At 46.1% G+C, this 22,159-nt stretch carries 23 protein-coding genes, 6 tRNA genes, 1 pseudogene and 1 riboswitch; of the genes and pseudogenes, 7 read left to right on the top strand and 23 right to left on the bottom strand.

Annotation, left to right across the window (positions count from 1 at the left end; all coding sequences use genetic code 11):
* Position 1: 1 nt before the first annotated feature.
* Complete coding sequence (locus ACWA2B_RS01485; RefSeq protein WP_029516358.1) at positions 2-766, bottom strand: metal ABC transporter ATP-binding protein; 765 nt, start codon at positions 764-766, stop codon at positions 2-4.
* 14 nt (positions 767-780) lie between these two features.
* Positions 781-1,752 carry a metal ABC transporter solute-binding protein, Zn/Mn family gene (locus ACWA2B_RS01480; protein ID WP_029516357.1) on the bottom strand — a complete coding sequence of 324 codons (972 nt, stop codon included), beginning with the start codon at positions 1,750-1,752 and terminating at the stop codon, positions 781-783.
* Positions 1,753-1,990: 238 nt separating this feature from the next.
* Between ACWA2B_RS01480 and ACWA2B_RS01475 the strand changes: the two genes are divergently transcribed.
* Positions 1,991-2,764, top strand: a complete 774-nt coding sequence (locus ACWA2B_RS01475; protein ID WP_449291624.1) for a DUF3153 domain-containing protein — start codon at positions 1,991-1,993, stop codon at positions 2,762-2,764.
* 8 nt (positions 2,765-2,772) lie between these two features.
* Here ACWA2B_RS01475 and ACWA2B_RS01470 read toward each other — a convergent pair whose 3' ends face one another.
* The 3 genes from ACWA2B_RS01470 to ACWA2B_RS01460 form a co-directional block, all read right to left on the bottom strand.
* Positions 2,773-3,198 (bottom strand): thiol-disulfide oxidoreductase DCC family protein, encoded by a 426-nt coding sequence (locus tag ACWA2B_RS01470; protein WP_029516356.1) that lies wholly within the window; start codon positions 3,196-3,198, stop codon positions 2,773-2,775.
* 129 nt (positions 3,199-3,327) lie between these two features.
* Complete coding sequence (locus ACWA2B_RS01465; RefSeq protein WP_013309265.1) at positions 3,328-3,654, bottom strand: hypothetical protein; 327 nt, start codon at positions 3,652-3,654, stop codon at positions 3,328-3,330.
* 123 nt (positions 3,655-3,777) lie between these two features.
* The gene (locus ACWA2B_RS01460) at positions 3,778-4,197 is read right to left on the bottom strand and encodes an organic hydroperoxide resistance protein (protein WP_029516355.1); all 420 of its coding nucleotides are present in this window, start codon (positions 4,195-4,197) and stop codon (positions 3,778-3,780) included.
* A 585-nt stretch (positions 4,198-4,782) separates the two neighbouring features.
* On the opposite strand from ACWA2B_RS01460, the gene ACWA2B_RS01455 reads away from it, so the two are divergent.
* A complete protein-coding gene (locus tag ACWA2B_RS01455; protein WP_029516354.1) occupies positions 4,783-6,102 on the top strand; it encodes an Nramp family divalent metal transporter in 1,320 nt (439 codons plus the stop codon).
* 107 nt (positions 6,103-6,209) lie between these two features.
* Here the strand turns inward: ACWA2B_RS01455 and kdpC are convergent, their stop codons facing one another.
* From kdpC to ACWA2B_RS01430, 5 genes are all read right to left on the bottom strand, one after another.
* Positions 6,210-6,938: a potassium-transporting ATPase subunit KdpC gene (gene kdpC / locus ACWA2B_RS01450; RefSeq protein ID WP_341071799.1), complete on the bottom strand. Its 729-nt coding sequence runs from the start codon at positions 6,936-6,938 to the stop codon at positions 6,210-6,212.
* Positions 6,939-6,957: 19 nt separating this feature from the next.
* Positions 6,958-8,988, bottom strand: a complete 2,031-nt coding sequence (gene kdpB / locus ACWA2B_RS01445; RefSeq protein ID WP_029516352.1) for a potassium-transporting ATPase subunit KdpB — start codon at positions 8,986-8,988, stop codon at positions 6,958-6,960.
* A 37-nt stretch (positions 8,989-9,025) separates the two neighbouring features.
* Positions 9,026-10,702, bottom strand: coding sequence for a potassium-transporting ATPase subunit KdpA (gene kdpA, locus ACWA2B_RS01440; protein WP_449291623.1), 1,677 nt, complete (start codon positions 10,700-10,702; stop codon positions 9,026-9,028).
* A gap of 149 nt (positions 10,703-10,851) precedes the next feature.
* Complete coding sequence (locus ACWA2B_RS01435) at positions 10,852-10,929, bottom strand: potassium-transporting ATPase subunit F (RefSeq protein WP_071559652.1); 78 nt, start codon at positions 10,927-10,929, stop codon at positions 10,852-10,854.
* Between the two features lie 183 nt (positions 10,930-11,112).
* Complete coding sequence (locus tag ACWA2B_RS01430; protein WP_023987603.1) at positions 11,113-11,508, bottom strand: hypothetical protein; 396 nt, start codon at positions 11,506-11,508, stop codon at positions 11,113-11,115.
* A 115-nt stretch (positions 11,509-11,623) separates the two neighbouring features.
* Positions 11,624-11,796, bottom strand: a riboswitch (cyclic di-AMP (ydaO/yuaA leader).
* Between the two features lie 466 nt (positions 11,797-12,262).
* Between ACWA2B_RS01430 and ACWA2B_RS01425 the strand changes: the two genes are divergently transcribed.
* Complete coding sequence (locus ACWA2B_RS01425) at positions 12,263-12,748, top strand: glutathione peroxidase (RefSeq protein ID WP_069012206.1); 486 nt, start codon at positions 12,263-12,265, stop codon at positions 12,746-12,748.
* 144 nt (positions 12,749-12,892) lie between these two features.
* Here ACWA2B_RS01425 and ACWA2B_RS01420 read toward each other — a convergent pair.
* Positions 12,893-12,975, bottom strand: a tRNA-Leu gene (locus tag ACWA2B_RS01420).
* 342 nt (positions 12,976-13,317) lie between these two features.
* Here ACWA2B_RS01420 and ACWA2B_RS01415 point away from each other — a divergent pair.
* Positions 13,318-13,539, top strand: coding sequence for a hypothetical protein (locus ACWA2B_RS01415; protein WP_029516349.1), 222 nt, complete (start codon positions 13,318-13,320; stop codon positions 13,537-13,539).
* Positions 13,540-13,664: 125 nt separating this feature from the next.
* Here ACWA2B_RS01415 and ACWA2B_RS01410 read toward each other — a convergent pair whose 3' ends face one another.
* From ACWA2B_RS01410 to ACWA2B_RS01385, 6 genes are all read right to left on the bottom strand, one after another.
* Positions 13,665-14,048 carry a helix-turn-helix domain-containing protein gene (locus tag ACWA2B_RS01410; RefSeq protein ID WP_013309253.1) on the bottom strand — a complete coding sequence of 128 codons (384 nt, stop codon included), beginning with the start codon at positions 14,046-14,048 and terminating at the stop codon, positions 13,665-13,667.
* A 93-nt stretch (positions 14,049-14,141) separates the two neighbouring features.
* Positions 14,142-14,516: a helix-turn-helix domain-containing protein gene (locus ACWA2B_RS01405; RefSeq protein WP_318626934.1), complete on the bottom strand. Its 375-nt coding sequence runs from the start codon at positions 14,514-14,516 to the stop codon at positions 14,142-14,144.
* 185 nt (positions 14,517-14,701) lie between these two features.
* Positions 14,702-15,157, bottom strand: coding sequence for a MarR family winged helix-turn-helix transcriptional regulator (locus ACWA2B_RS01400; RefSeq protein WP_023987598.1), 456 nt, complete (start codon positions 15,155-15,157; stop codon positions 14,702-14,704).
* A gap of 163 nt (positions 15,158-15,320) precedes the next feature.
* Positions 15,321-15,403: transfer RNA gene (locus ACWA2B_RS01395), tRNA-Leu, on the bottom strand.
* Between the two features lie 15 nt (positions 15,404-15,418).
* Positions 15,419-15,494 (bottom strand) — tRNA-Lys (locus ACWA2B_RS01390).
* 86 nt (positions 15,495-15,580) lie between these two features.
* Positions 15,581-15,652, bottom strand: a tRNA-Glu gene (locus ACWA2B_RS01385).
* A gap of 245 nt (positions 15,653-15,897) precedes the next feature.
* Here ACWA2B_RS01385 and ACWA2B_RS01380 point away from each other — a divergent pair.
* Positions 15,898-16,659: a DeoR/GlpR family DNA-binding transcription regulator gene (locus ACWA2B_RS01380; protein ID WP_029516347.1), complete on the top strand. Its 762-nt coding sequence runs from the start codon at positions 15,898-15,900 to the stop codon at positions 16,657-16,659.
* Positions 16,660-16,728: 69 nt separating this feature from the next.
* The gene (locus ACWA2B_RS01375) at positions 16,729-17,604 is read left to right on the top strand and encodes a Cof-type HAD-IIB family hydrolase (RefSeq protein ID WP_029516346.1); all 876 of its coding nucleotides are present in this window, start codon (positions 16,729-16,731) and stop codon (positions 17,602-17,604) included.
* A gap of 179 nt (positions 17,605-17,783) precedes the next feature.
* On the opposite strand, the gene ACWA2B_RS01370 is transcribed toward ACWA2B_RS01375, so the two are convergent.
* From ACWA2B_RS01370 to ACWA2B_RS01360, 3 genes are all read right to left on the bottom strand, one after another.
* Positions 17,784-17,872 (bottom strand) — tRNA-Ser (locus ACWA2B_RS01370).
* A 1-nt stretch (position 17,873) separates the two neighbouring features.
* Positions 17,874-17,949 (bottom strand) — tRNA-Asn (locus ACWA2B_RS01365).
* Positions 17,950-17,993: 44 nt separating this feature from the next.
* Positions 17,994-18,518, bottom strand: coding sequence for a SprT family protein (locus tag ACWA2B_RS01360; RefSeq protein ID WP_029516345.1), 525 nt, complete (start codon positions 18,516-18,518; stop codon positions 17,994-17,996).
* A 144-nt stretch (positions 18,519-18,662) separates the two neighbouring features.
* Here ACWA2B_RS01360 and cmpA point away from each other — a divergent pair, with 144 nt between their 5' ends.
* A complete protein-coding gene (cmpA, locus tag ACWA2B_RS01355) occupies positions 18,663-18,797 on the top strand; it encodes a cortex morphogenetic protein CmpA (protein ID WP_007429337.1) in 135 nt (44 codons plus the stop codon).
* A gap of 104 nt (positions 18,798-18,901) precedes the next feature.
* Here cmpA and ACWA2B_RS01350 read toward each other — a convergent pair whose 3' ends face one another.
* The 3 genes and pseudogenes from ACWA2B_RS01350 to ACWA2B_RS01340 form a co-directional block, all read right to left on the bottom strand.
* A complete protein-coding gene (locus tag ACWA2B_RS01350) occupies positions 18,902-21,124 on the bottom strand; it encodes a Tex family protein (protein WP_449291720.1) in 2,223 nt (740 codons plus the stop codon).
* Between the two features lie 179 nt (positions 21,125-21,303).
* A pseudogene (locus ACWA2B_RS01345) lies at positions 21,304-21,655 on the bottom strand (type II toxin-antitoxin system PemK/MazF family toxin).
* Positions 21,656-21,661: 6 nt separating this feature from the next.
* Positions 21,662-21,943 (bottom strand): CopG family ribbon-helix-helix protein, encoded by a 282-nt coding sequence (locus ACWA2B_RS01340; protein ID WP_007429334.1) that lies wholly within the window; start codon positions 21,941-21,943, stop codon positions 21,662-21,664.
* Between the last annotated feature and the right edge of the window lie 216 nt (positions 21,944-22,159).

The following is a 22,159-nucleotide window of genomic DNA, read 5'->3' as shown; positions in this document are numbered from 1 at the left end:
CTCACCTCACTCCAAGTATCGTGCCGGAATCCGGGCCTGTTTTGAGTATACTCAGACGCCCGCCATACGTACGCTGCAGATTTTCCTCGGTAAAAATATCTGTCGTCTCTCCAAACGCCATAAGATGCCCGTTCAACAGCATAACCTGATCAAAATAATCCGTGACTGTAGATAAATCATGATGAACGACAAGCACGGTTTTACCCTGCTGTTTCAGATCGTTGAGCAATGAAATAATGGCTTTTTCCGTTGCAGCGTCCACACCGACGAACGGTTCATCCATAAAATAAAGCTGAGCGTCCTGCGCGAGTGCTCTGGCTAAAAAAACACGTTGTTGCTGGCCGCCAGACAATTGACTAATCTGTCTGTCTGCATATTGGCTCATTCCAACTTTGTCCAAACTCTCCATTGCAGCCTGACGATCTGCTGCTCCCGGACGCTTAAACCAGCCCAATCTGCCATACCGTCCCATCAAAACCACATCCAATGCGTTCGTCGGAAAATCCCAATCCACCGACTCCCGCTGTGGTACATAGCCAACCTTAAGCAGCTGTTGCTTATAGGGCTTGCCGTAAACTAGCACCTCGCCCCTAAGCTTTGGAATCAATCCAAGCGTTGCCTTGATCAGTGTAGATTTCCCAGCCCCGTTCGGGCCGATAATACCAATCAGCTTGCCTTCCGGCACCTCAAAGGAAACATCGAACAAAACGGGCTTTTTTTGATAAGCTACCGATAAATCACGAACGACAAGTGGTGAATGCCCCATGTATCTCTGCCTCCTTATTTAAGAGCTTTAACAATCGTATTGACGTTATGCTTGACCATTCCGATATATGTTCCATTTTCTGTGCCCTCTTCACCCATGGCATCCGAATACAGCTCGCCACCAACCTCAATTGTATGACCTTGCTGAGCGGCCCCCTGAATAACCGCATCTATGGCCTTTCTCGGAACACTAGATTCTACGAATATGGCCTTGATTTTATGCTCCACCAAATAATCTCGCAGCTTGGTCACATCTTGAGAACCCGCTTCTGATTCTGTGCTCATACCTTGAAGTCCTCTCACTTGAATGTGGTAGGCATCTCCGAAATAGCCGAAAGCATCATGTGCAGTGACAAGCACGCGCTGGGCTTCCGGTATACTGGCAATCTGCTCTCTCGTGTAATCATCCAGCTTTCGCAGCTCAGTAAGATAGGCTTCTGCGTTGGCCTTATATTCCTCCGCATGAACAGCGTCTAGCGTCGACAATTCATCTCTGACGGTTTCTACCGCAGACATCCAATTCTGTACGTTAAACCAGATATGTGGATCATGCTCAGATCCCATTTCCGGGCTACCTGCACGCAACTGATCCTGTGTGATGTTCTTGGACACGGGTATGACGGGTTTTTGCTTGCTGATTTTCTCCAGAATGTCCTGCATTTTACCTTCCAGATGCAACCCGTTATAAAAAATAACATCGGCCTGATCCAGCTTGCGCATATCTCCCTGTGAAGCCTTGTACAAATGCGGGTCAACGCCTGACTTCATAATTCCCGTGACCTCCACATGATTACCGCCGACCTTGCCGACAATGTCAGAGATCATACCGATGGTAGCCGTAGCCTTTACTTTTTGTCCCGTCTCTCTCGCACTTCCCTGCTCTTTCTTCTTAGCATCGGTACATGCAGTCGCTAGAACCAGAGCTAGAGACAATACTCCAACTGTCGTTACCCAGCGCGGCAAAGCCTTCTTAAACTGCTTGTTCATGTTTTAAAATCCTCCTTTGAATTTCGTTTTGGGACAAACTATTTCCTTGATTCAATTATTTTTTATCAATACTATATTTTAGAGTATACACTAAAGTTTTTACCTAGGGAAACATTTTGTGAAATATAATTCTTCTTATGTATTTCGTTATACCGTTCGATTTTCGTTCTCCCAATGTGTAATATATAGAAGATATCCAATCGTTAAACCAAAGAATACATATAAAGAGGTGTAGGTCATGAAGCCAATAGGGTACAGCCCATATCGGAACAAACGTCGGCAAGTTCGGATACGAAAAATACTGCTCATTTTTATGCTGGTATGCTGTCTGCTTGCCCTAACTTCCTGTGCTCGAGGTGACATCCATGTAGATGTTCATCTCGATCAAAGTGTAGATATGGATGCGACGTTCAGCGTAAACAACCAGACACTGATGATGTTGGACAATCCCGGGGTGCTAGATCAATTAGTCAAGCGTATTCAAAGCAACAATGTAGATGTACAGCCGCTAGCTGAACAGGGAAGAAAGGGATATCAAATCAAGGGGCATTATCAAGGAGATTGGAGCACAAACAAAAAAAATCCCAGTCAGGGATTACATCTACCTGAGGGATTAGAAATAAAGCGCGCTGTGAGCCAACATTTTTTCACAACGAATATTGATCTTACCATGAAGCTCGATCTACCACGGATGCTTCCTGAAGAAGCTCAAGGACTGAGTGACAAATTTAAGCAAATGAATGTGTTTGCGCGCAAATTACTGGAGCGGCAGCTGGATCTTAACTTCAGCCTATCCTTACCCATCCAACCTGCTACCCATAATGCGGACCGTGTGTCGGAAGACGGAAAAACACTGTACTGGAACATTGCTCCATTGGAATCTAACGAGCTAAAATTGTCTGTTAACGTGCCCAATGTACGACATATCATGTATGTAGCTGTTACGAGCCTGATAATCGTGATCGCTGTGATCTTACTAATTCGTAGACATCGCTCCAAAAAAGAAACTTAAAAAAGAAACTAAAAAAATCGTTGTCTAATTTCTGGTGGGGGGATCAGACATTGATCCTCTTCATCCTTGCCAAACCAACGATATCGGTTACGCGCCACCCAGTTATAGACTGCGTTGCGCACAAAGCGGGGTACCAGGATGAAACCATAGGCCAGCGGGTATGGAAAACGAAGACGTTTGGCAATTCGCAAAGCCGCGGTGGACCTTGTATAATACGTACCGTCTTCAATCAGCACGAACGTATCCAGCTGATCCGCAGATAGTCCTCCTGCACGTAATAGTTCTTGTCCTGCCTCGGATTGCAGGGAACCAAAATGAAATGTTCCCTTAGGGTCACGCTTGATAATAAAGCGGACTGCTCCCTGACAAAAGTGGCATACCCCATCCACCAACACAATGGAGTGATCTGAATGAGCATGATCAGACTGGTTCATATAGCATTTCACCTCCAGGGAAATCAACGGCATGAATACCATCAACGCAACCATATGAATATAAACAAAAAAACGCCGAAATTATCCGACGCTTGTTTAGAAATGTATAGTCTTTACCTGTTCGAAAAACTAGCTCAATGCTTTCTCAAACAGCTGTTTCGTATTAATTTGCTCTAAAAACTCCTCATGGAACTTATCCATACACTTGCAGATAAAATCCTTATGGCATACCGGGCAAGGCGTCGTTAGCAGTCGACTAATATTCGTCAAGGTCCACTCCGGATGACGTTGAGAAAAAACGCGGCACTCCGTTCCATCGGCCAAACTCATTTTAAACTCATAAAGCCCTTCTTTTTCGTTGCTGCCAGCCAGCGTGAAATTAACAATATTCGGTCTGTAAGACATCATATCACCCGTATTTTTCAAATTTGTTTCGTACCTGATGACCAGAATCACCTAAGCCATCTTAATGAATTTTGGCGATGATGTCAAATGGTCGTGAATCTCAGCGAATCAAGATCTATGTGCAAAAGCCCCCGATAAATCGGCGGCCAGAGTGTAGAAGTTATAGAAATGCAGTCAAATGACATTAAGCTCGACATCAATGTTACCGCGTGTTGCTTTGGAGTACGGACAAAAATCATGCGCTTGGCGTGCCAAATCTTCGGCCAGGGCGCGTTCAATACCGGGTATTTTCACATCCAGACGTACCGCCAGCTGGAAGCCGCCATCGCTTGGATCCTTGCCGATAGATACGTGGCTAGTGACCTCAACATTGTCCACCTTCACCTTAGCCTTCCGGGCCACATTAGCCAATGCGCTCTCATAGCAGGCACCATAGCCTGCCGCAAACAATTGCTCTGGATTCGTAGCTTCTCCACCTGCGCCACCCAGTTCCTTCGGCGTGCTGAGCTTATGCTTCAAAACTCCATCGGATGAAGCGACTGAACCGTCTCTTCCACCATGTACCGTTGCTGATGCTGTGTATAATGCTTCCATGTTTTCATCTCTCCTTCACTATATCTTTTGCATTCCGCAGGAACCTATCGTCATGTTAATACATGATTTCCTTCTCGTATGTACTTTAAACGAACTACATAAAATGAATCATTTGAAATATGGATGTAAACTAGTACATTTACCGTTTAGTTCCACCCCACCATGTTTACACTATATGTTATAGGCTCCTACTTGGGCCGTCTACATTGAACAACCATCTCCACCAGTCGTTTAATTTTCGGGGACAGAATAAGGTAAGACCATTTCATAATCCTACCAATTTGATGGGATAACCCTGTCGCACATGAGAAGGAAATTGATAAAATATGGAACGGGCGTTCACCCGGAAGATGGACAACAATTTAAAAAATCCAAAACGACCAAGCCGCTCCCCTCAGAGCGATATAGCTTGGTTTTTCTATGGTTCAGCTTATACGATGGCCATATTGCTTCAAAAATACGATTAACTTGCTTGACCACACAAAAGTTGTACTAGACAAAAACTATTGGGAGTGTACAATAGGGATAACACAATCGTTATGTCACTAATAATATATTTCAACATCCATAAAGAAGGTGAAGCGTATGAAAAATACAAAGGGTAACTTCGCGGAAATCGCTTCACTGTCGGAAGTGAATCGTTCCTTGAGCGTCCCAAAAGACGGGACCTGGTTTCGGAAGTTTCTTGCCTTTGCTGGACCCGGCTATATGGTCGCAGTCGGCTATATGGACCCCGGCAACTGGGCCACAGACATCGCCGGCGGATCAAAATTCGGCTACACGCTGCTTAGTGTCATTCTAATCTCCAACCTAATGGCCATCCTGCTGCAAGCCTTATCTGGCAAGCTTGGCATTGCCACAGGTAAAGATTTGGCTCAAATGTGCCGTGATGCCTACAGTCGTCCTGTCGCGATCGGCTTATGGCTCTTGTGCGAAATTGCCATAGCAGCCATGGATTTAGCCGAGGTCATCGGTTCAGCCATTGCGCTGAAGTTGCTGTTTGGTCTACCGTTACTATACGGAGTTATCATTACCGCATTTGATGTTATGCTCATTTTACTGCTGCAAAACAAAGGCTTTCGGGCATTGGAAACCCTCGTCATTGTACTGATGGCGACGATTGCCGGCTGTTTTGGCATTAATCTCATTTTGGCACAACCGGAATGGGGCGGCGTATTGGGTGGCTTTGTACCAGACTCGCAAATTTTGACGAATCCAAGCATGCTGTATATTGCTATCGGTATTATGGGTGCTACCGTAATGCCGCATAACCTGTATCTGCATTCTTCTATTGTACAAACTCGCAAATTTGAGCAGACTTCAGCAGGTAAACGGGAAGCTATTACATTTGCAACTTGGGATTCCAGTATAGCGCTGATGTTCGCATTATTTATTAATGCCGCCATCTTGATCGTGGCAGCTGCTGTATTCCATACGGCAGGAAGAACAGATGTAGCCGAAATTAGCGATGCCTACTATCTGCTTTCGCCCCTACTGGGAACCACACTGGCGAGCATACTATTTGGGGTAGCGTTACTGGCCTCTGGTCAAAACTCGACCGTAACAGGCACTTTAGCCGGGCAAATCGTGATGGAGGGCTTTTTGAATCTTCGTCTTTCACCTTGGTTGCGTCGTCTGGTGACCCGCCTCATCGCGATCATTCCAGCGGTTATCGTCACTGCCATCGCAGGGGAAAAAGGTGCGGAGGAACTGCTTGTGCTGAGCCAGGTCATCCTATCCATCCAGCTTCCCTTTGCCATCATTCCATTACTGCTCTTTACCAGCGACAAAAAGATTATGGGTGAATTCGCAAATAAAATGTGGCAAAAAGTACTAACCTGGATCGTGACCGCTATCATCATTATCTTGAATGTAGTGCTCATCATCCAAACGATTTCAGGTTAATCGGTAGCCAAATATGAATATATTAAAAAGGTATCTCACTTGCCCCAATGGCAGCGAAATACCTTTTTTGTTTCCTATTTTATTTGTCCTGTATACATAGAGAATGCTCAACGCTTGGCAGGCTCTACCTTCATTTGCGCCTCAAGCGCAAGATTTAGCTTGAGCACGTTGACACGCGGCTCGCCGAACACGCCGGCGTTGCGGCCTTCTGTCTGCTCCTGCACCAGTGCTCTCAGTTGATCCTGCGGGATACCCGTCAAGCCGCTTATGCGCGGAATTTGCACCCGTGCCGCCTGTGGAGAAATGTGTGGGTCTAGACCAGAGCCGGAGTTCGTAATCAGGTCCACCGGAACCTGACTAACGGGTACATCCGGGTTATGCTTCTGCCAATCCGCAATAGAGTCCTTGACTCGCTGTATCAAGGCCGGATTCGACGGTGCGTAGTTACTAGAGCCTGAACCAACCCCATTATAATCAACGCTCGATACCCGACCTTGAAAAAACGCCGAATCAGTGAAAGACTGCCCAATCAGTTCGGAGCCGACCACCCGCTCCTCCGCGTCACGAAGCATACTGCCGTTTGCTTGCTGCGGAAACAGAACCTGCGCTATTCCTGTACTGGCTAGCGGATATGCCAAACCGCACAAGAGAATCATCAGCACCGAAGTTCGCAAAGCCACTCCAATAACTGTACTTCCTCGCATCTCTTGTCTCTCCGGTTTTCCTTCCGACACAGTCTCGGTCCCTGTATGTTTGTTATGACCTTGTCCGCCAGATTCAGCTTTTTCGTGTGCAGCAAATCTGCGTCCAGACATCATCCGATAAAAACCACTCATGTCGTTCACCCTTTCTGCGCTAAATCCACAAATGCACCAGCAAATCAATGGCCTTTATACCGACAAACGGTACGACCATACCGCCCAGACCGTAAATCAGCAAATTCCGTCCCAGCAGGCGATCCGAGCTCATCGGCTTATACTTCACGCCCTTCATGGCCAGCGGAATCAAAAGCGGAATAATAACCGCGTTAAAGATCAACGCCGACAAAATAGCGGACAGCGGGGAGCCAAGCCCCATGACGTTCAAAGCGCCCATTTGTGGAATGGCTAGCATGAACATCGCCGGGATGATGGCAAAATATTTGGCAACATCGTTCGCAATGCTGAACGTTGTCAATGCTCCGCGCGTCATAAGCAGCTGCTTGCCGATCGCGACCACCTCAATAATTTTGGACGGATCGGAATCCAAGTCCACCATATTAGCCGCTTCTTTGGCCGCGACTGTGCCGCTATTCATGGCAAGACCTACATCGGCTTGCGCCAACGCAGGTGCATCATTGGTGCCGTCTCCAGTCATGGCAACCAGCTTACCCTGTTCCTGCTCACGTCGGATAACCGCGATTTTGTCCTCCGGCTTGCTCTCAGCTACAAAGTCGTCCACACCCGCTTCTCGAGCAATTGTAGCTGCTGTCAGCGGATTATCTCCGGTACACATGATCGTACGGATACCCATTTCCCGGAGCTGATCAAACCGTTCCTTCATGCCTGGCTTCACTGTATCCTTTAAATAAATAATACCGTATATCTGATCATCTAGCGCGACTGCCAACGGTGTACCTCCTTCAGAGGCTACCTGATTCGCTTTTTCCTCCAGATCGGCTGGAACACTGCCATTTTGCGATACGATCCATTGCCGAACGGAATCCACTGCGCCCTTGCGTACCTTTCGTCCATCGGCCAGATCCAGACCACTCATCCGGGTCTCCGCCTTGAATTCGATAAAGGTTCCACCTGCCGCCAAGGATTCATCCAACGTATGCTCCTGTTTGCGCATCAACTCGAGAACCGAGCGACCCTCTGGCGTCTCATCCTTCATAGAGCTAGTCGCTGCCCACTTCACTAGCTCTGCCTTCTCCACGCCCTCTACAGGCACGAATTCACTCGCCATCCGGTTCCCGAAGGTGATTGTACCTGTTTTATCCAGAATCATCGTGTTGATATCCCCAGAAGCTTCTACCGCCTTGCCTGACATGGCTAGCACATTAAACTGGGTGACCCGGTCCATACCGGCAATCCCGATGGCTGACAACAGTCCTCCAATCGTGGTTGGAATCAGACAGACTAGCAACGAAATCAGCACAGGAACAGGCAAATCAATGTTAAAATGACGGGCAATCGGCGCTAGCGTAACTACCACAATTAGAAAAATAATCGTCAAGCTAATCAGCAAAGTGTTCAGCGCAATCTCATTCGGCGTTTTTTGCCGCTGAGCGCCTTCCACGAGCGAAATCATTTTATCAATAAATGTCTCGCCCGGCTCTGTCGTAATCCGCACCTTAATCCGGTCACTAACCACTCGCGTTCCGCCGGTTACCGAGCAAAAATCACCACCCGATTCCTTGATGACCGGAGCCGATTCTCCCGTAATTGCAGATTCATCCACCGAAGCCAAACCTTCAATGACCTCACCATCGCTTGGAATCATTTCACCCTGGGAGACAATAACTACGTCCCCCTTACGCAACTCGGTTGAGCTAACCACCTGAATGTCATTTCCGACGAGCTTGTTAGCTTGCGTGTCCTGCTTGGATTTTTTTAAAGAGGCAGCTTGTGCCTTACCCCGCCCCTCCGCGAGCGCTTCGGCAAAGTTGGCAAAAAGCAACGTAAACAACAGAATAACAAACACGGCCAGGTTAAAGCCTATTTCCTTGTCAGTTCCAAAATAACCGGGAAACAGTAACATTAGCAGCACGACCAATGTACCGATCTCCACGACGAACATGACAGGATTTTTCATCATCATCATCGGATTTAATTTTATAAAGCTATCCTTGATCGCATGCTTCAAGATGCTTCTGTCCAGCATGTGTTTGCGTTGTTCCTTCATGGTCAAACACCCCGTTCATCCATTCTCATTTTCTTCTTCACATGGTCAAAAATTCAGCAACAGGTCCCAATACGATGACAGGTAAAAAGGTCAACGCACCAATCAGCAGCACGACTCCGATCAGAATGGCTCCAAATAACTTGTTGTCCGTGCGCAGTGTCCCCGTCGTCACCGGAGTCGGCGCTTTGGCATTCAACGAAGCCGCCACAGCCAACAATGCAATCATAGATACATATCGCCCGAAGAACATAACCATCCCCGTTGTTACATTCCAGAATACGTTGTTATCTGAAAGACCTTCAAACCCCGAACCATTATTTGCGGCAGATGACGCATATTCATAGAGCACCTGAGTCAACCCGTGATAGCCAGGGTTAGTGACCGCATCATATCCCCAATGACTCATAAACGCAAGCGCAGTTGGGGCGAGAATGAGAAACGGATGTACCAAAATGGCAATGGCGATCAGCTTCATTTCCTTGCCTTCAATTTTCCTTCCCATAAATTCCGGAGTTCTCCCGACCATCAGTCCGCATATAAACACACCCAGAATCGCATACATCAGCATATTCATCAGCCCGACACCCTTGCCGCCAAAAATGACGTTTAGCATCATTTCTCCCAAAGCAGCCATGCCACCTAGCGGGGTTAGTGTATCATGCATATTATTGACCGAACCTGTCGTTGCCGCTGTTGTGACCGCAGTGAATAAAGCCGATTGCCCAATACCGAAACGAACCTCTTTCCCTTCCATGCTTCCCTGAGAAGCATCCACACCCAGTGTCTGGATTAACGGATTACCTGTCTTCTCAGACACATACGTAATGGATAGAAAAATTAGAAACAATACCATCATGGAGCTAAAAATAATCCAGCCCTGCTTACGATTACGGGCAAACAATCCAAAGGTATACGGCAACGAAGCCAGCATTACCCACATTGCCAAAATTTCCAGCACGTTCGTCCAAGGACTTGGATTTTCAAAAGGATGCGCAGAGTTAGCTCCCGCATAACCGCCCCCGTTCGTCCCCAAATGCTTGATGGACTCCAGAGAAGCAATGGGTCCCATAGAAATTTGCTGTTGTGTTCCGCTCAGCGTCGTAAGATCCGCCGTAGGCTGTAGCGTCTGTGGTATCTTCAATCCCACCAGCACCAGCGTAAGCACAAAGGCCAGTGGCAGGAAAATCCTTATAATAGCTTTAATAAAATCTTGAAAGAAATTGCCCATCCCTTCACCGCGCCGCGTCAATCCTCTCATAAAAGCCGCAGCAACCGAAAAACCGGAAGCAGCCGAAGTGAACATCATCATCGTGACGAACGCCATCTGTGTCAGATACGTAAGCCCGCTTTCTCCGCTATAATGTTGGAGATTCGTATTCGTCATAAAGCTGATTACCGTATTAAAAGCTAGTGATGCTTCCATATTACTGTTTCCAGCCGGATTACCGGGAAGCATTCCCTGTAAACGCAACAGCAAGTAGCTGATTGCCACAAGCACGACGTTCGTAGCAATGAAACTCATAACATACGTAGTCCAACGCATGCTCTCCACTTTCTTCAAGCCTACTACCTTATAAATCAGCTTTTCTGTTCTGCCAAAAATCCGATCCGTTCGATTCGGTTCATTCGAGAATACATGATACATATATGTACCCATTGGCTTTACCAAGAGCAGCAATATAACGATCACAATTCCAATTTGAAGCAGCTCCATCCTCTATTCCTCCTTCAAAATGCTCCTGCGTTTGGAACAACAGACCCGATTAGACCATCTATGAAGTGCACACGTTTGCGAAAACCTGCTACCAATGATGCTTTAATGCTCAGATCTGTTGTTCCCGCCCGCTCTATCCCTACAAGTGACTAGAACTTTTCAGGGTTCAGGAGTGCGTAGATTAAATACATAAACACAATAGCCGTAAGCCCGAGTATAACGATCATCCTCTTCGTCCTCCTTTAGAGGTCTGCGCATCACACCAGCGTACAAACAGCAGTATCACTCCATAACTCACAGCCATGACGAGCAGCATGTATATATCCATCATGTTTATACCCTCCGTATCGATCCTCAGATCGCCATTCTTATTCCATCATAAAATCATAAAACAACTATGTCATAAGTGCTTATCCGTTCAGCAGAAAACCCACCTCTCCGTTCAATGTGTAGATCACATGGTCCGCTCCCAATCCCCGATAAATTCCTTGTGGATTACAGCCGTGTGTAATAACATAGATCGATTCCGATGTTAGTGGTCGACATATTTGCAGGAAACGGCAAGTCAGATTCAAGCTGTTCTCGAACAAATACACACTACCAATTTCTTTTTTTGGAAAATTCCATTTTCCCGCTTGCATGGTATTGATGCGGACAATGTGCTCCACACCCATTTTTTTGAGCTGTCGTTCCTCCTGGGCGCTATTCGTGAGAACTGCAAACGCCAATTTTTTGAAAATAAGCAATTTCACAAAACTTCTGCCCGCTTCATTCGGTGCAGTGACAATAATTAACCGACCTTCCATCAGTAGCTCCTCTCCCGGTATAAAAAGACAACAAAAAGAAGCCGAAGGAAAAAGGCTTTCCTCCGGCTTCTGACATATCCATGATAAAATAAACCATGGCTGCACACGGCGGTTTGTTGCCTCTCCCTGTACGCTTACGAGGTTAGCTGTCGGATTCGGACGTGAGAGTCGCCCTATTTCTGGCACTTGACCGGAAAATTCACCCCATGAGACACACGGCTTCCGAAGCCGTACAGTCTCGATTGGTTCCCCCGCTTTTGCAACTGCAAAATTCAGCGCTATAGACATTTCGTTGTTGCTTCATTCAAGTTAATTTGAAATTACGTCTTGAATCATACACCCGCGCATGGAAGACTGTAAAGCTCAACTGCAGGGTTATAAATCGGGCTTTAGAGCATAGAAGATTAATAATAACGCTTACAATGCAACTATGCTTCTCACATCTCCTTTAATCTCTGTTTTTCATCCCTTTTTGAAAATGACAAGCATGTCAATATTGGCGTAGGGTAAAGCGTTATTGGCCTTTTTTTGTAAAAAGAGAAGAAAATACGCTATATGTACCAGCTAAACACCGATTTAACCCGCTTTTATAAGAAGAAACAACTTAATTCGCTCCATTTGCGGTGCGATTTACTGTTTTGAGCAAAATACGATTTTACAGCGCCTGAAGGCTTTATACAGCTTTTCCAGGCTTGCAACCCTTCTTTAAATTGTCTAAAATTTAATTGCTGAATATTGAATGAGGAGAGATGCTATGACCGTTTATGAATATGATGCGCAAACCCTGCAAGGGAAACAAATTCCGTTATCCACATTTGAAGGGAACGTTCTGCTTATCGTGAACACTGCCAGCAAATGTGGGTTAACCCCCCAATACAAAGCGCTACAAGAGCTATATGACCAGTATCATGAACAGGGGCTCGAAATTTTGGGATTTCCCAGCAACCAGTTTGCCAAACAAGAGCCAGGTTCCAGTGAGGAGATCTCCGAGTTTTGCCAGATCAATTATGGTGTCACCTTTCCGATGTTCGCCAAGACAGATGTCAATGGCGATCAAGCACACCCCTTATTTCGCTACCTGACCCAAACAGCTCCGGGGGTATTAGGGTCCAAAGCGATCAAATGGAATTTTACTAAATTCTTAATTACAAGAGAAGGTAACGTGTTTAAGCGCTATGCACCGCAAACCACTCCAGATAAACTGGCGGGAGATATAGAGAAGCTTTTGCAGCAAAACTGACATTCTTCATTATCACAGTTAATAAACGACCTGTTGCAACCGTGGCTTCCGTGGCTAAAGAATATAACGAAAATGCTTAACAAAAAAAGCACCCTTTCACGTAAACCGTGTCAGGATGCTTTTTTAACTAGGTCTTGCATATAATGCGGTCGAGAGGACTCGAACCTCCACGGGCGTACGCCCACTACCCCCTCAAGATAGCGTGTCTGCCATTCCACCACGACCGCAAATCATAATGTATTGAGGCAACAGATTTATTATACTCTCTCATCAACTATTTGTAAACAAAAATATTATAATTATTTTAACTTACATATATGAGCGATAATAATACCGTCCTGCATAAAGATAACCGCTTGCTGAACTATGCATTAATGTTGCCCCCTTACGGATTATCAGAACCACCTAGCACTTAACTAAGTAATTAATTTGACGAAATAACGTATTTACGATTGTAAAAACACGTATAAAAGTGTATCATAGTTTCAGATGGTTAATTCTAACATGTTTACTGATGATTATTATAACACACCAATTATTCCGTAAGAATCCGTAAGGGGCGATTTCTTTTGAACAACAAAATGCCTGTCACCTCCTTCGGGTGGGCCATCAAACAACGGCTTGTCGAACTTCGACTGGATCAGAAAACATTTTGTGAGACACACAATATTCCGCCTTCACGCTTGTCCAATCTGATTCACGGCACCCGCAAAGCACAAAGGTACAGAAAACAAGTTGCTGCAATTCTGAACATCGACGATAACGATTATAAGGAGGCATCGCCACTCTAAATCCAACAAGCATTCCAGTTACATACAGGTCATTCCATATCACCAAGAAACCAAATAAACCCGTAAAGCGAACCCCTCCAGTTCGTTTACGGGTTTTCAACCCAGACAATCTTTAGCCAAAAAAATCATTCCGGCTTTGTTTTATCCTTCTCACTTTTTTGCTTACGATATTTCGCAAATTCAACATATTCTAAAATAAAATTCTGTTCTTCCGTCTCAAGATCTTCTGCCTGGCAATTCAGTGGCCCCATCACTCCAAAAAAATAAGCAGCCTTCTGCTCCTGAAGTACGCCTTCTCCCGGCTTAATCCCTTTCATTAACCAATCGAGCGATACATTAAAAAAGTCCGAAATCTGAATTAAATGAGTGGTACCCGGCGTTGTTTTCCCCCTTCTCCAATCACCGAGATTCCCTGAACTGATTTTAAGCTTTTCACAAAATGCCTTCTTGGTCATTCCCCGATCTTTAATCAAAGCTTCAATCCGTTGATAAATAGTTTGATCTCCCAAAATGTTTCCCCTCCGAAACAGTAACTTTTTCTGAAATAATTTTCATTTTTCAGCCTTACTCATTAGTAATCCCCATTAAATCCTAAGCAACCATTACCCCATAGTAGAATTGCGCTGGTTTTTCTCTTTACGAAAGCGGGTAAATTCAATATACTCAAGTATAAAATTTCTTTCCGCCTCACTAAGCGGTTCCCCCTGGCAATTCAGTTGCCCTGAAGCGTCAAAAAAATAAGGGTCTTGCGACTCCTTTAGCACCTCACCCTGTATATCTCGACCCAGCATAATCCAGTCCAGACTCGCATCAAAAAAAGAAGCGATTTCAATGAGTTTATTCGTGCCCGGCGTCGTTTTTCCTCTTTTCCAATCCCCGAAGTTCCCTGTACTAATGCCTAACTGCTGGCAGAACGCCTTTTTCGTCATTCCCCGTTCCTTGATGAGTTCCTCGATGCGATGGTAAATAGATTGCATAGAAGTTCCTTCCTCCCTAGCAGGCTCTCAAATAACGATATCATGTTCTCTGTTCCCATTTCAAAGATCACGTATGCTAAAATTACCGAATTATGTATGTTGGTTTCCATTATACCACAACACGCAACAAAAACCGCCTGTTTTCCGAAGAAAGGGCGGTCTTTAAGCCAGTCCACTTACGCCAATCACGTAGCAGAGTTGTCGATTTTAAGTAAAATATGCTTCAATTCATTCAAAGTTTCACTCAGATGCAATAAATCTTCTTCTGGCAGATACACCAGTCTTTCTTGAATTTTATTGGAGAAGGTATGAAATACCTGTTCACAAAAAGCATCGCCTTCCTGTGTAATCGCCACATTCACGACTCTGCGATCCGAATCACACGACTGGCGGTCAGCCAACCCATGCTCCACCAGTTTGTCCAGAAGAGGAGTCATGTTCGGACGTGAGACATTGAGCTGTTTGGATAAATCAGATACCGTAGACGAACGTACTTCACGCAGGAGCATTAGCACCTGAAAGTTATTAGGCGACAAGTGTAATGGGAAATCGAGCGGACCGTAGGTGAAAAATTTCTTCTTCACAATCGGAAACAAGCCCAAAATATTTTCTGATATATTTCCTAACAGTTGAGTGTCCATATTTTTCACCGTCACTTCATAAGTTTATACTTATCATTCTATAACATTATGGCGTTATATTATACTATGGAATCATTATTTCATCATAATCATTACTTTATTACATCATTACACAAATAAAAAAAGCCTCTACCGCGAGAGACTTTTCCGTTCATTCCATTGATGCGGTCGAGAGGACTCGAACCTCCACGAGCGTACGCTCACTACCCCCTCAAGATAGCGTGTCTGCCATTCCACCACGACCGCATAACAAAATATAAATGGTGAGCCATGAAGGACTCGAACCTTCGACACCCTGATTAAAAGTCAGGTGCTCTACCAACTGAGCTAATGGCTCATGCTGTTCATCCAAGCTGTCCGCCATTAGACCAGACCTCAGGAATTTCCCTTAAGCATGCAACATGTAGTCTATAAAGACAACAATGACCCGTAGGGGATTCGAACCCCTGTTACCTCCGTGAAAGGGAGGTGTCTTAACCCCTTGACCAACGGGCCTTATTATTATGCGCCAACTTGGCGACAAGAAAGAGTATATCAAATAGAATAACAAATGGCAATACTTATTTTTGAAATTTTAAAAAAAGCAGTTTTTATCATTACAAAATGCATGTCCACTTACATTAACTTATCTAGAATCATTTAATCCCTGAAAAATCATGATAAATGATTGCAATATCACTTACATTTACTTATAATCACTTACGAGATACCGAAATCATTATATATCAGAGGAGCTTTCTATGTATCAGGAAGAACGAATGTTAAAAATCGTTGATTACTTACAGCTTCACAAGCGTATTTCGGTGGATGATATTTGTGAAATTTTTAATGTTTCACGGGATACGGCCCGTCGAGACCTGGTAAAACTTGAGGAGCATCAAAAAATTATTCGCACCCGCGGCGGCGCCCTTCTCCCTAAACTGCATCACGATCCAATTGGAAATTATAACGAAAGACTGCTTACTGTATCTGAGGAGAAACAAGTGATCGGACAATTGGCTGCCAACATGGTACGAGATAGGGATCGTATTATATTGGATTCCTCTACCACCGTACAGGCGTGTGCAGAAAGACTGAATGTGCAGGAATGTTCGGTTATCACCAATTCAATTAATCAGGCCGACGTACTATCTGGAAAAGACGGTGTCTCCATTCATCTGTTGGGAGGCCGCCTGCAAAAAGAGCACCGGTATGTATATGGCTCGTCCGTAATCGCCACTTTGTCTCACTATTTTGTAGACAAAGCTTTTATCGGGATTGGAGGCATATCATCTCACGGACTAAGCCTGATTCATGAAGAAGACGGTATGCTGAAGCATCAGATGATGAAACAGGCGGATCAGGTGATCATCCTTGCGGACCATTCGAAATTCGGAATTAATTTCCCGTATCGTTTTGCTGATTTATCTGAAGTTAATATCGTGATCACCGATCGCTTGCCAGAACCAGCAATGCTGGAAATTTTGCAACATCATGATATTGAAGTTGTTGTCCCCTCATAAAATATGAGACTGCTTAGCTAGAACTCAAGATTTATCACAGAGATATCGAAAGACAGGAGTTGGAGAGAAATGAAACTGTTTGCGATTGATATGGATGGAACACTGCTGAACGAGGAAGGAAAAATAAGCAAAGTGAACGCGGAGGCTATACGCCAAGCACAAAAGCAAGGCGTTCAGGTGACAATTGCCACTGGTAGAGCCGCTTATGACGCCTGGACAAAGCTAGAGGAAGCAGAACTTATAACTCCCGTCATTGGAGCAAACGGGGCAACCGTACACGATGTGCATCGTCGTCAGTTAACCTCTACTCCTATGGGCCGCAGTGAAACGTTTGAAGTGCTGAGCTGGCTGCACGATAACGACTTTTACTATGAGGTCATGACAGACCGCGCTATTTATTCTCCACAAAACGGACATCAGCTACTTGCTGTTGAAATGGATCGATTGCTGAGCGCCAACCCGGATATTTCGCTGGATACATTATTACACGCAGCCGAAAAACAATATGAACAGACCGGACATACCCGCATCGCTTCATATGAGGACATTCCACTGGATGTAGAGATTTATAACGTGCTCTGTTTCTCCTTTGATCAAGCCAAATTGGATCGGGGCCGTGAGCGTTACCAAAGTTTTCAGGGCCTGAACATGGTCATCTCTTCAGACCGTAACTTTGAAGTCGAGCATAAGGACGCGTCTAAAGGTAATGCATTGCGTTATCTGGCGAATCATCTGAGCATTCCCATGCAGGAAGCTGTAGCGATTGGGGACAGTTACAACGATATCTCCATGCTGACAATGGCAGGAAGAGGCATTGCCATGGGCAATGCAAAAGACGACATTAAGGCCGTCTGCTCCGAAGTGACTCTGACTAATACGGAAGATGGCGTCGCTCATGCTCTGTTGAACATACTCAAGACAGTTGAGGCCGACACTGTGAAATAGAAGTCATTGGCTGCTTACAAGACAGGCTGACGTCGCTTCATGCCGTACGCAGCACGTTCGTCTCTCCATTTAAACGAATTTCAGTCCACCGTTATTTTCAAAGCAGATCTAGACAAAAAGGACGCTCGCAAGCATCATTACAATGCATACGAGCGTCCTTTTTCTACTTAAAATACCAACGGAGAGAGAGGGATTCGAACCCTCGCACCGCTTTCGCAGCCTAACCCCTTAGCAGAGGGTCCCCTTATAGCCACTTGGGTACCTCTCCATGGCTCCCCGAACAGGACTCGAACCTGTGACAACTCGATTAACAGTCGAGTGCTCTACCAACTGAGCTATCAGGGAACATTACTGTAAATTATCTTACAGTATGGTTAATTTACCATGATTCAGGGGGTGCCGTCAAGTGCCAACAGGCGAAGCTTACCTCCACATTTCCCACAGCGATATCGCTGAGGATTCATCTTACGCTTGCGCATATACTCCTGTTTACAGGAAACGCATACTAGCTTGTAACGATAAGGCTGAGGCTTACGTTCCGTTCTTCCCGGCAGAGTCTGACAATGCCTGCTTCCTCCTACACGGGCCAACCATGCTTTGAAGTCAGCATCTCGATGCTGATAGCCCATCCCGCGCAAATGTAAATGATAATGGCACAGCTCATGCTTAATAATTTTCTCCACCTCAGAACGTCCGTAAGCTGCGAGTTGATGTGGATTAATTTCAATATGATGACTTTTCATAAAATACCTACCGCCTGTGGAAGACAGACGTACATTAAAGGTGGCTTGATGTCGAAACGGCACACCGAAGCTCTCCAGCGAAATGCGCTCTACCCATTCTTGAAGCTCTTCATTACTCATAGAATGGCTCATTGAATGGTTCATTGAATTGTTCAGGGACTTGGACTCCATCCTTACGGTCTCTCCTCCTTTGCTCCTTACTGACAAGCATATTATAAAATAACGACCGAAGTCTAACCCCCAATTCATAAGCACACTTTAGGTACCCACCCCATATGCTAAGCATACAGATGTAACGCAGAGGAGGAGATCGGCTTGCCTCAATGGCTCAGCAATCAGCTCATGCGGGCCTTTTACAAAAAGGACCGGCGCCAAATTAAACTGTTGAACGATTGTTGGTTTTTTTATCATAAAGCACCTGGCGTGGAGTTCGATGCCAACAACGGGTAAAAGCTAAAGGCATCCAAAATGAAAGCCGGAATCTCCGATGCAGTTCGGAGATTCCGGCTTTTGTTAACCCTTCACAAGAAGGTTGCACAGTTTTATTTAAAGTATTATGCCTGCGATTGCGCCTCTGCAGGAGGTTTCATCGTCAGACCAACCCTGCCTTTTTTCAAATCAACATTTAACACCCACACCGTTACGTTATCACCGACAGATACGACATCCATCGGATGCTTTACGAAGCCACTGCGCAGCTGTGAAATATGAACCAACCCGTCACTTTTAATACCGATATCGACAAACGCGCCAAAATCAATGACATTGCGGACGGTTCCCTGAAGCTCCATACCCGGTGCCAGATCCTCGATCTTCAGCACATCCTTGCGGAATACAGGTAACGGCAGCTCGTCACGCGGGTCACGGCCCGGACGCTGGAGACTGTCCAGAATATCCTTCAGTGTCGGCACGCCGACTTCCAGCTTCGCAGCTAGTTCGTCAATGTTGGACACGTTCAGTGCTTCCGTTGCAGCCTTGGTGCCCAGATCGTGGGCATCGATGGCCAGTTCCGCCAACAGGCGGTCTACGACAGCATAGGATTCAGGGTGAATCGGTGTGCGATCCAGCGGATTTTCTCCACCCGGTATACGGATAAAGCCAACAGATTGCTCGTAGGTTTTTGCACCAAGACGCGGCACCTTCTGCAACTGACGACGGTTGCTGAATTTACCGTTTTCCTCACGGTACTTAACGATGTTTTTGGCAATCGTCGCATTGATCCCTGCTACATAGGATAACAGCGCAGAAGAAGCCGTGTTCACATCTACACCGACATGGTTAACGGCTGATTCGACAACGTCCTTTAAGCTTTCATCCAGATGTTTCTGCGACACATCATGCTGGTATTGGCCTACACCAATAGCCTTCGGCTCAATCTTGACCAGCTCAGCCAGCGGGTCCTGCACACGACGTGCGATGGAAGCCGCACTGCGCTCGGCCACGTCTAAATCGGGAAATTCCTCCTGTGCCAGCTTGGAGGCAGAGTATACGCTTGCGCCCGCCTCATTGACGATCAGATACGCTAGACTGCTGTCACCAATGTCCGCGATGACTTCCGCTACGAATTGCTCTGTCTCGCGCGAAGCGGTTCCGTTACCAATGACAATCAATTCGATCCCGTATTGGGCAATCAGCTGCTTGAACTTTTCAGCAGCCTCGCGCTTCTTGTTGTTCGGTGGTGTCGGATACGTCACAGCCACTTCGAGCAGCTTGCCGGTGTCATCGACAACCGCCAGCTTGCAGCCTGTCCGATAGGCCGGATCGACACCGAGCACACGTCGGCCCTTGATCGGAGCCTGTAGCAACAGGCTGCGCAAGTTGCCTGCAAAAATGGAGATCGCCTGCTGCTCGCCCTTCTCCGTCATTTCAGCGCGCACTTCACGCTCGATAGACGGCGCGATAAGTCTTTTATACGCATCCTCAATGACACTGCGCAGCAGATCTTGCACGACAGACGATCCTTTAATCACTTGGCCTGCCACGTAATTGTAAATAGAATCTGGCACTACCTCCAGACCAACCTTAAGAATGCCTTCCCGCTCCCCGCGATTAATCGCCAGAATACGGTGAGGTGGCATTTTCTTAGCGAGTTCACGATAGCTGTAGTAGTTCTCATACACGGATTCTTGCTCTGCGTCCTTCGCTTCGGAGGTCAGCATACCATGGTCCAGCGTATATCGGCGTACCCATTGGCGAATAGCCGCATCATCCGCTATATTTTCAGCTAAAATGTCCAAGGCTCCTTGGATGGCCGCCTCAGCGCTGTCCACTCCCAGTTCCGCATTTACATAAGACTCGGCTTCTTTCAGAGCATCGCCCTGCTTCGGCTGGCTCCAGATCCAGATGGACAGCGGCTCCAGTCCCCGTTCCTTTGCTACACTGGCGCGGGTTTTGCGCTTTTGCCGATACGGACGGTACAGATCCTCCACTTCCTGAAGTTTAACCGCAGAGGTGATAGCCGCCTGCAGGTCTTCCGTCAGCTTGCCCTGCTCATCAATAATGCGGATGACCTCTACCTTACGATCCTCCAGATTACGCAAATACACTACACGATCTTCAATTTCACGTAGCTGATTTTCATCCAGCTCTCCTGTCATTTCCTTACGATAACGCGCGATAAAAGGAATTGTATTCCCTTCATCCAACAAACTGATCGTTGTCCGGATTTGCTTGAGTGCCAGCGACAGCTCTCTCGCCACTTGTTTGACAATCCGCTCTTGGCGTTCTGCTTCGTTCGGCTCCTGCCGGATTTCGGTCTTCGTTTCCTCGTTAGACAAACCTATCCCTTCTTCCTCACAACTCTTGTCATACAGCATGTCTTTCATTATCACAAAAAATGATTCAAAGCGCCAGCAGGTGCCGTTAGAGCAAGCCCTACCTGCATTTTTCATCAGACACGCAAAAGGACAGCGCCCAAGCGCTGCCCTTTTCCCGTTTCACTCGTCGTTCCATCACGCTAAAAATCAATCAAACCGAGACTGATTTGTAGCGAATCGCTCACTTTGCGCATAGTTTCTTCATCTAAGTGGGTGATTTTGTCGGTAAGCCTTTGCTTGTCGATCGTCCGAATTTGCTCCAGAAGAACAACAGAATCACGATCAAAGCCATGCGTCGCCGCGTCGATTTCCACGTGTGTAGGCAGCTTTGCCTTCTGAATCTGAGCGGTGATAGCTGCCACGATCACGGTAGGACTAAACCGATTGCCGATATCATTTTGAATGATCAGCACAGGTCTGACGCCACCTTGCTCGGAACCGACTACGGGTGAAAGGTCTGCAAAAAAAAACGTCGCCGCGCTTTACGATCAATATGGATTACACCCCGCTAACTGTACGGCCCAAGGTGCTGTTTGCATCTTCCTCCGCGTGAAAGGCTTCGGATGCCATGGTCAAGTTAATTTTAGCCATTTCCATGTATCCACGCTGCATAGCTTCACGAATGTAACGTTTTTTACGTTCGCCTACATACAGCTTCATGGCCTGCCTGATAAATTCACTGCGGTTGGAATTTTCCATAGCTACGATCCCGTCCACTTCCTGCAAGAGATGATCTGGCAAACTGATCATTATTCTTTTGGTGTTCTGCAAATTGGCCAACTTCTCTTCCACCCCCAAAACCTTGTCGCCATTGTACCATTATAACGTTATTCCCGGTAATTTATTCAAACGGAATACAAGAATGTATATGATATTCGTATATCATCTATGCTGCATTCCATTATAAACTACGCAGTTCGTTTTCGTACAGGCGTTTGATCCCCGAAATACAAGTGTCAGCGGAGCCTGATGCGTCTTTTGACAGTTATAGCGCTC

The organism is Paenibacillus sp. CMM36, from assembly GCF_053570945.1.
The sequence above is the reverse complement of the archived record's forward strand: the minus strand, read 5'-3'. Positions and strand labels throughout refer to the sequence as shown.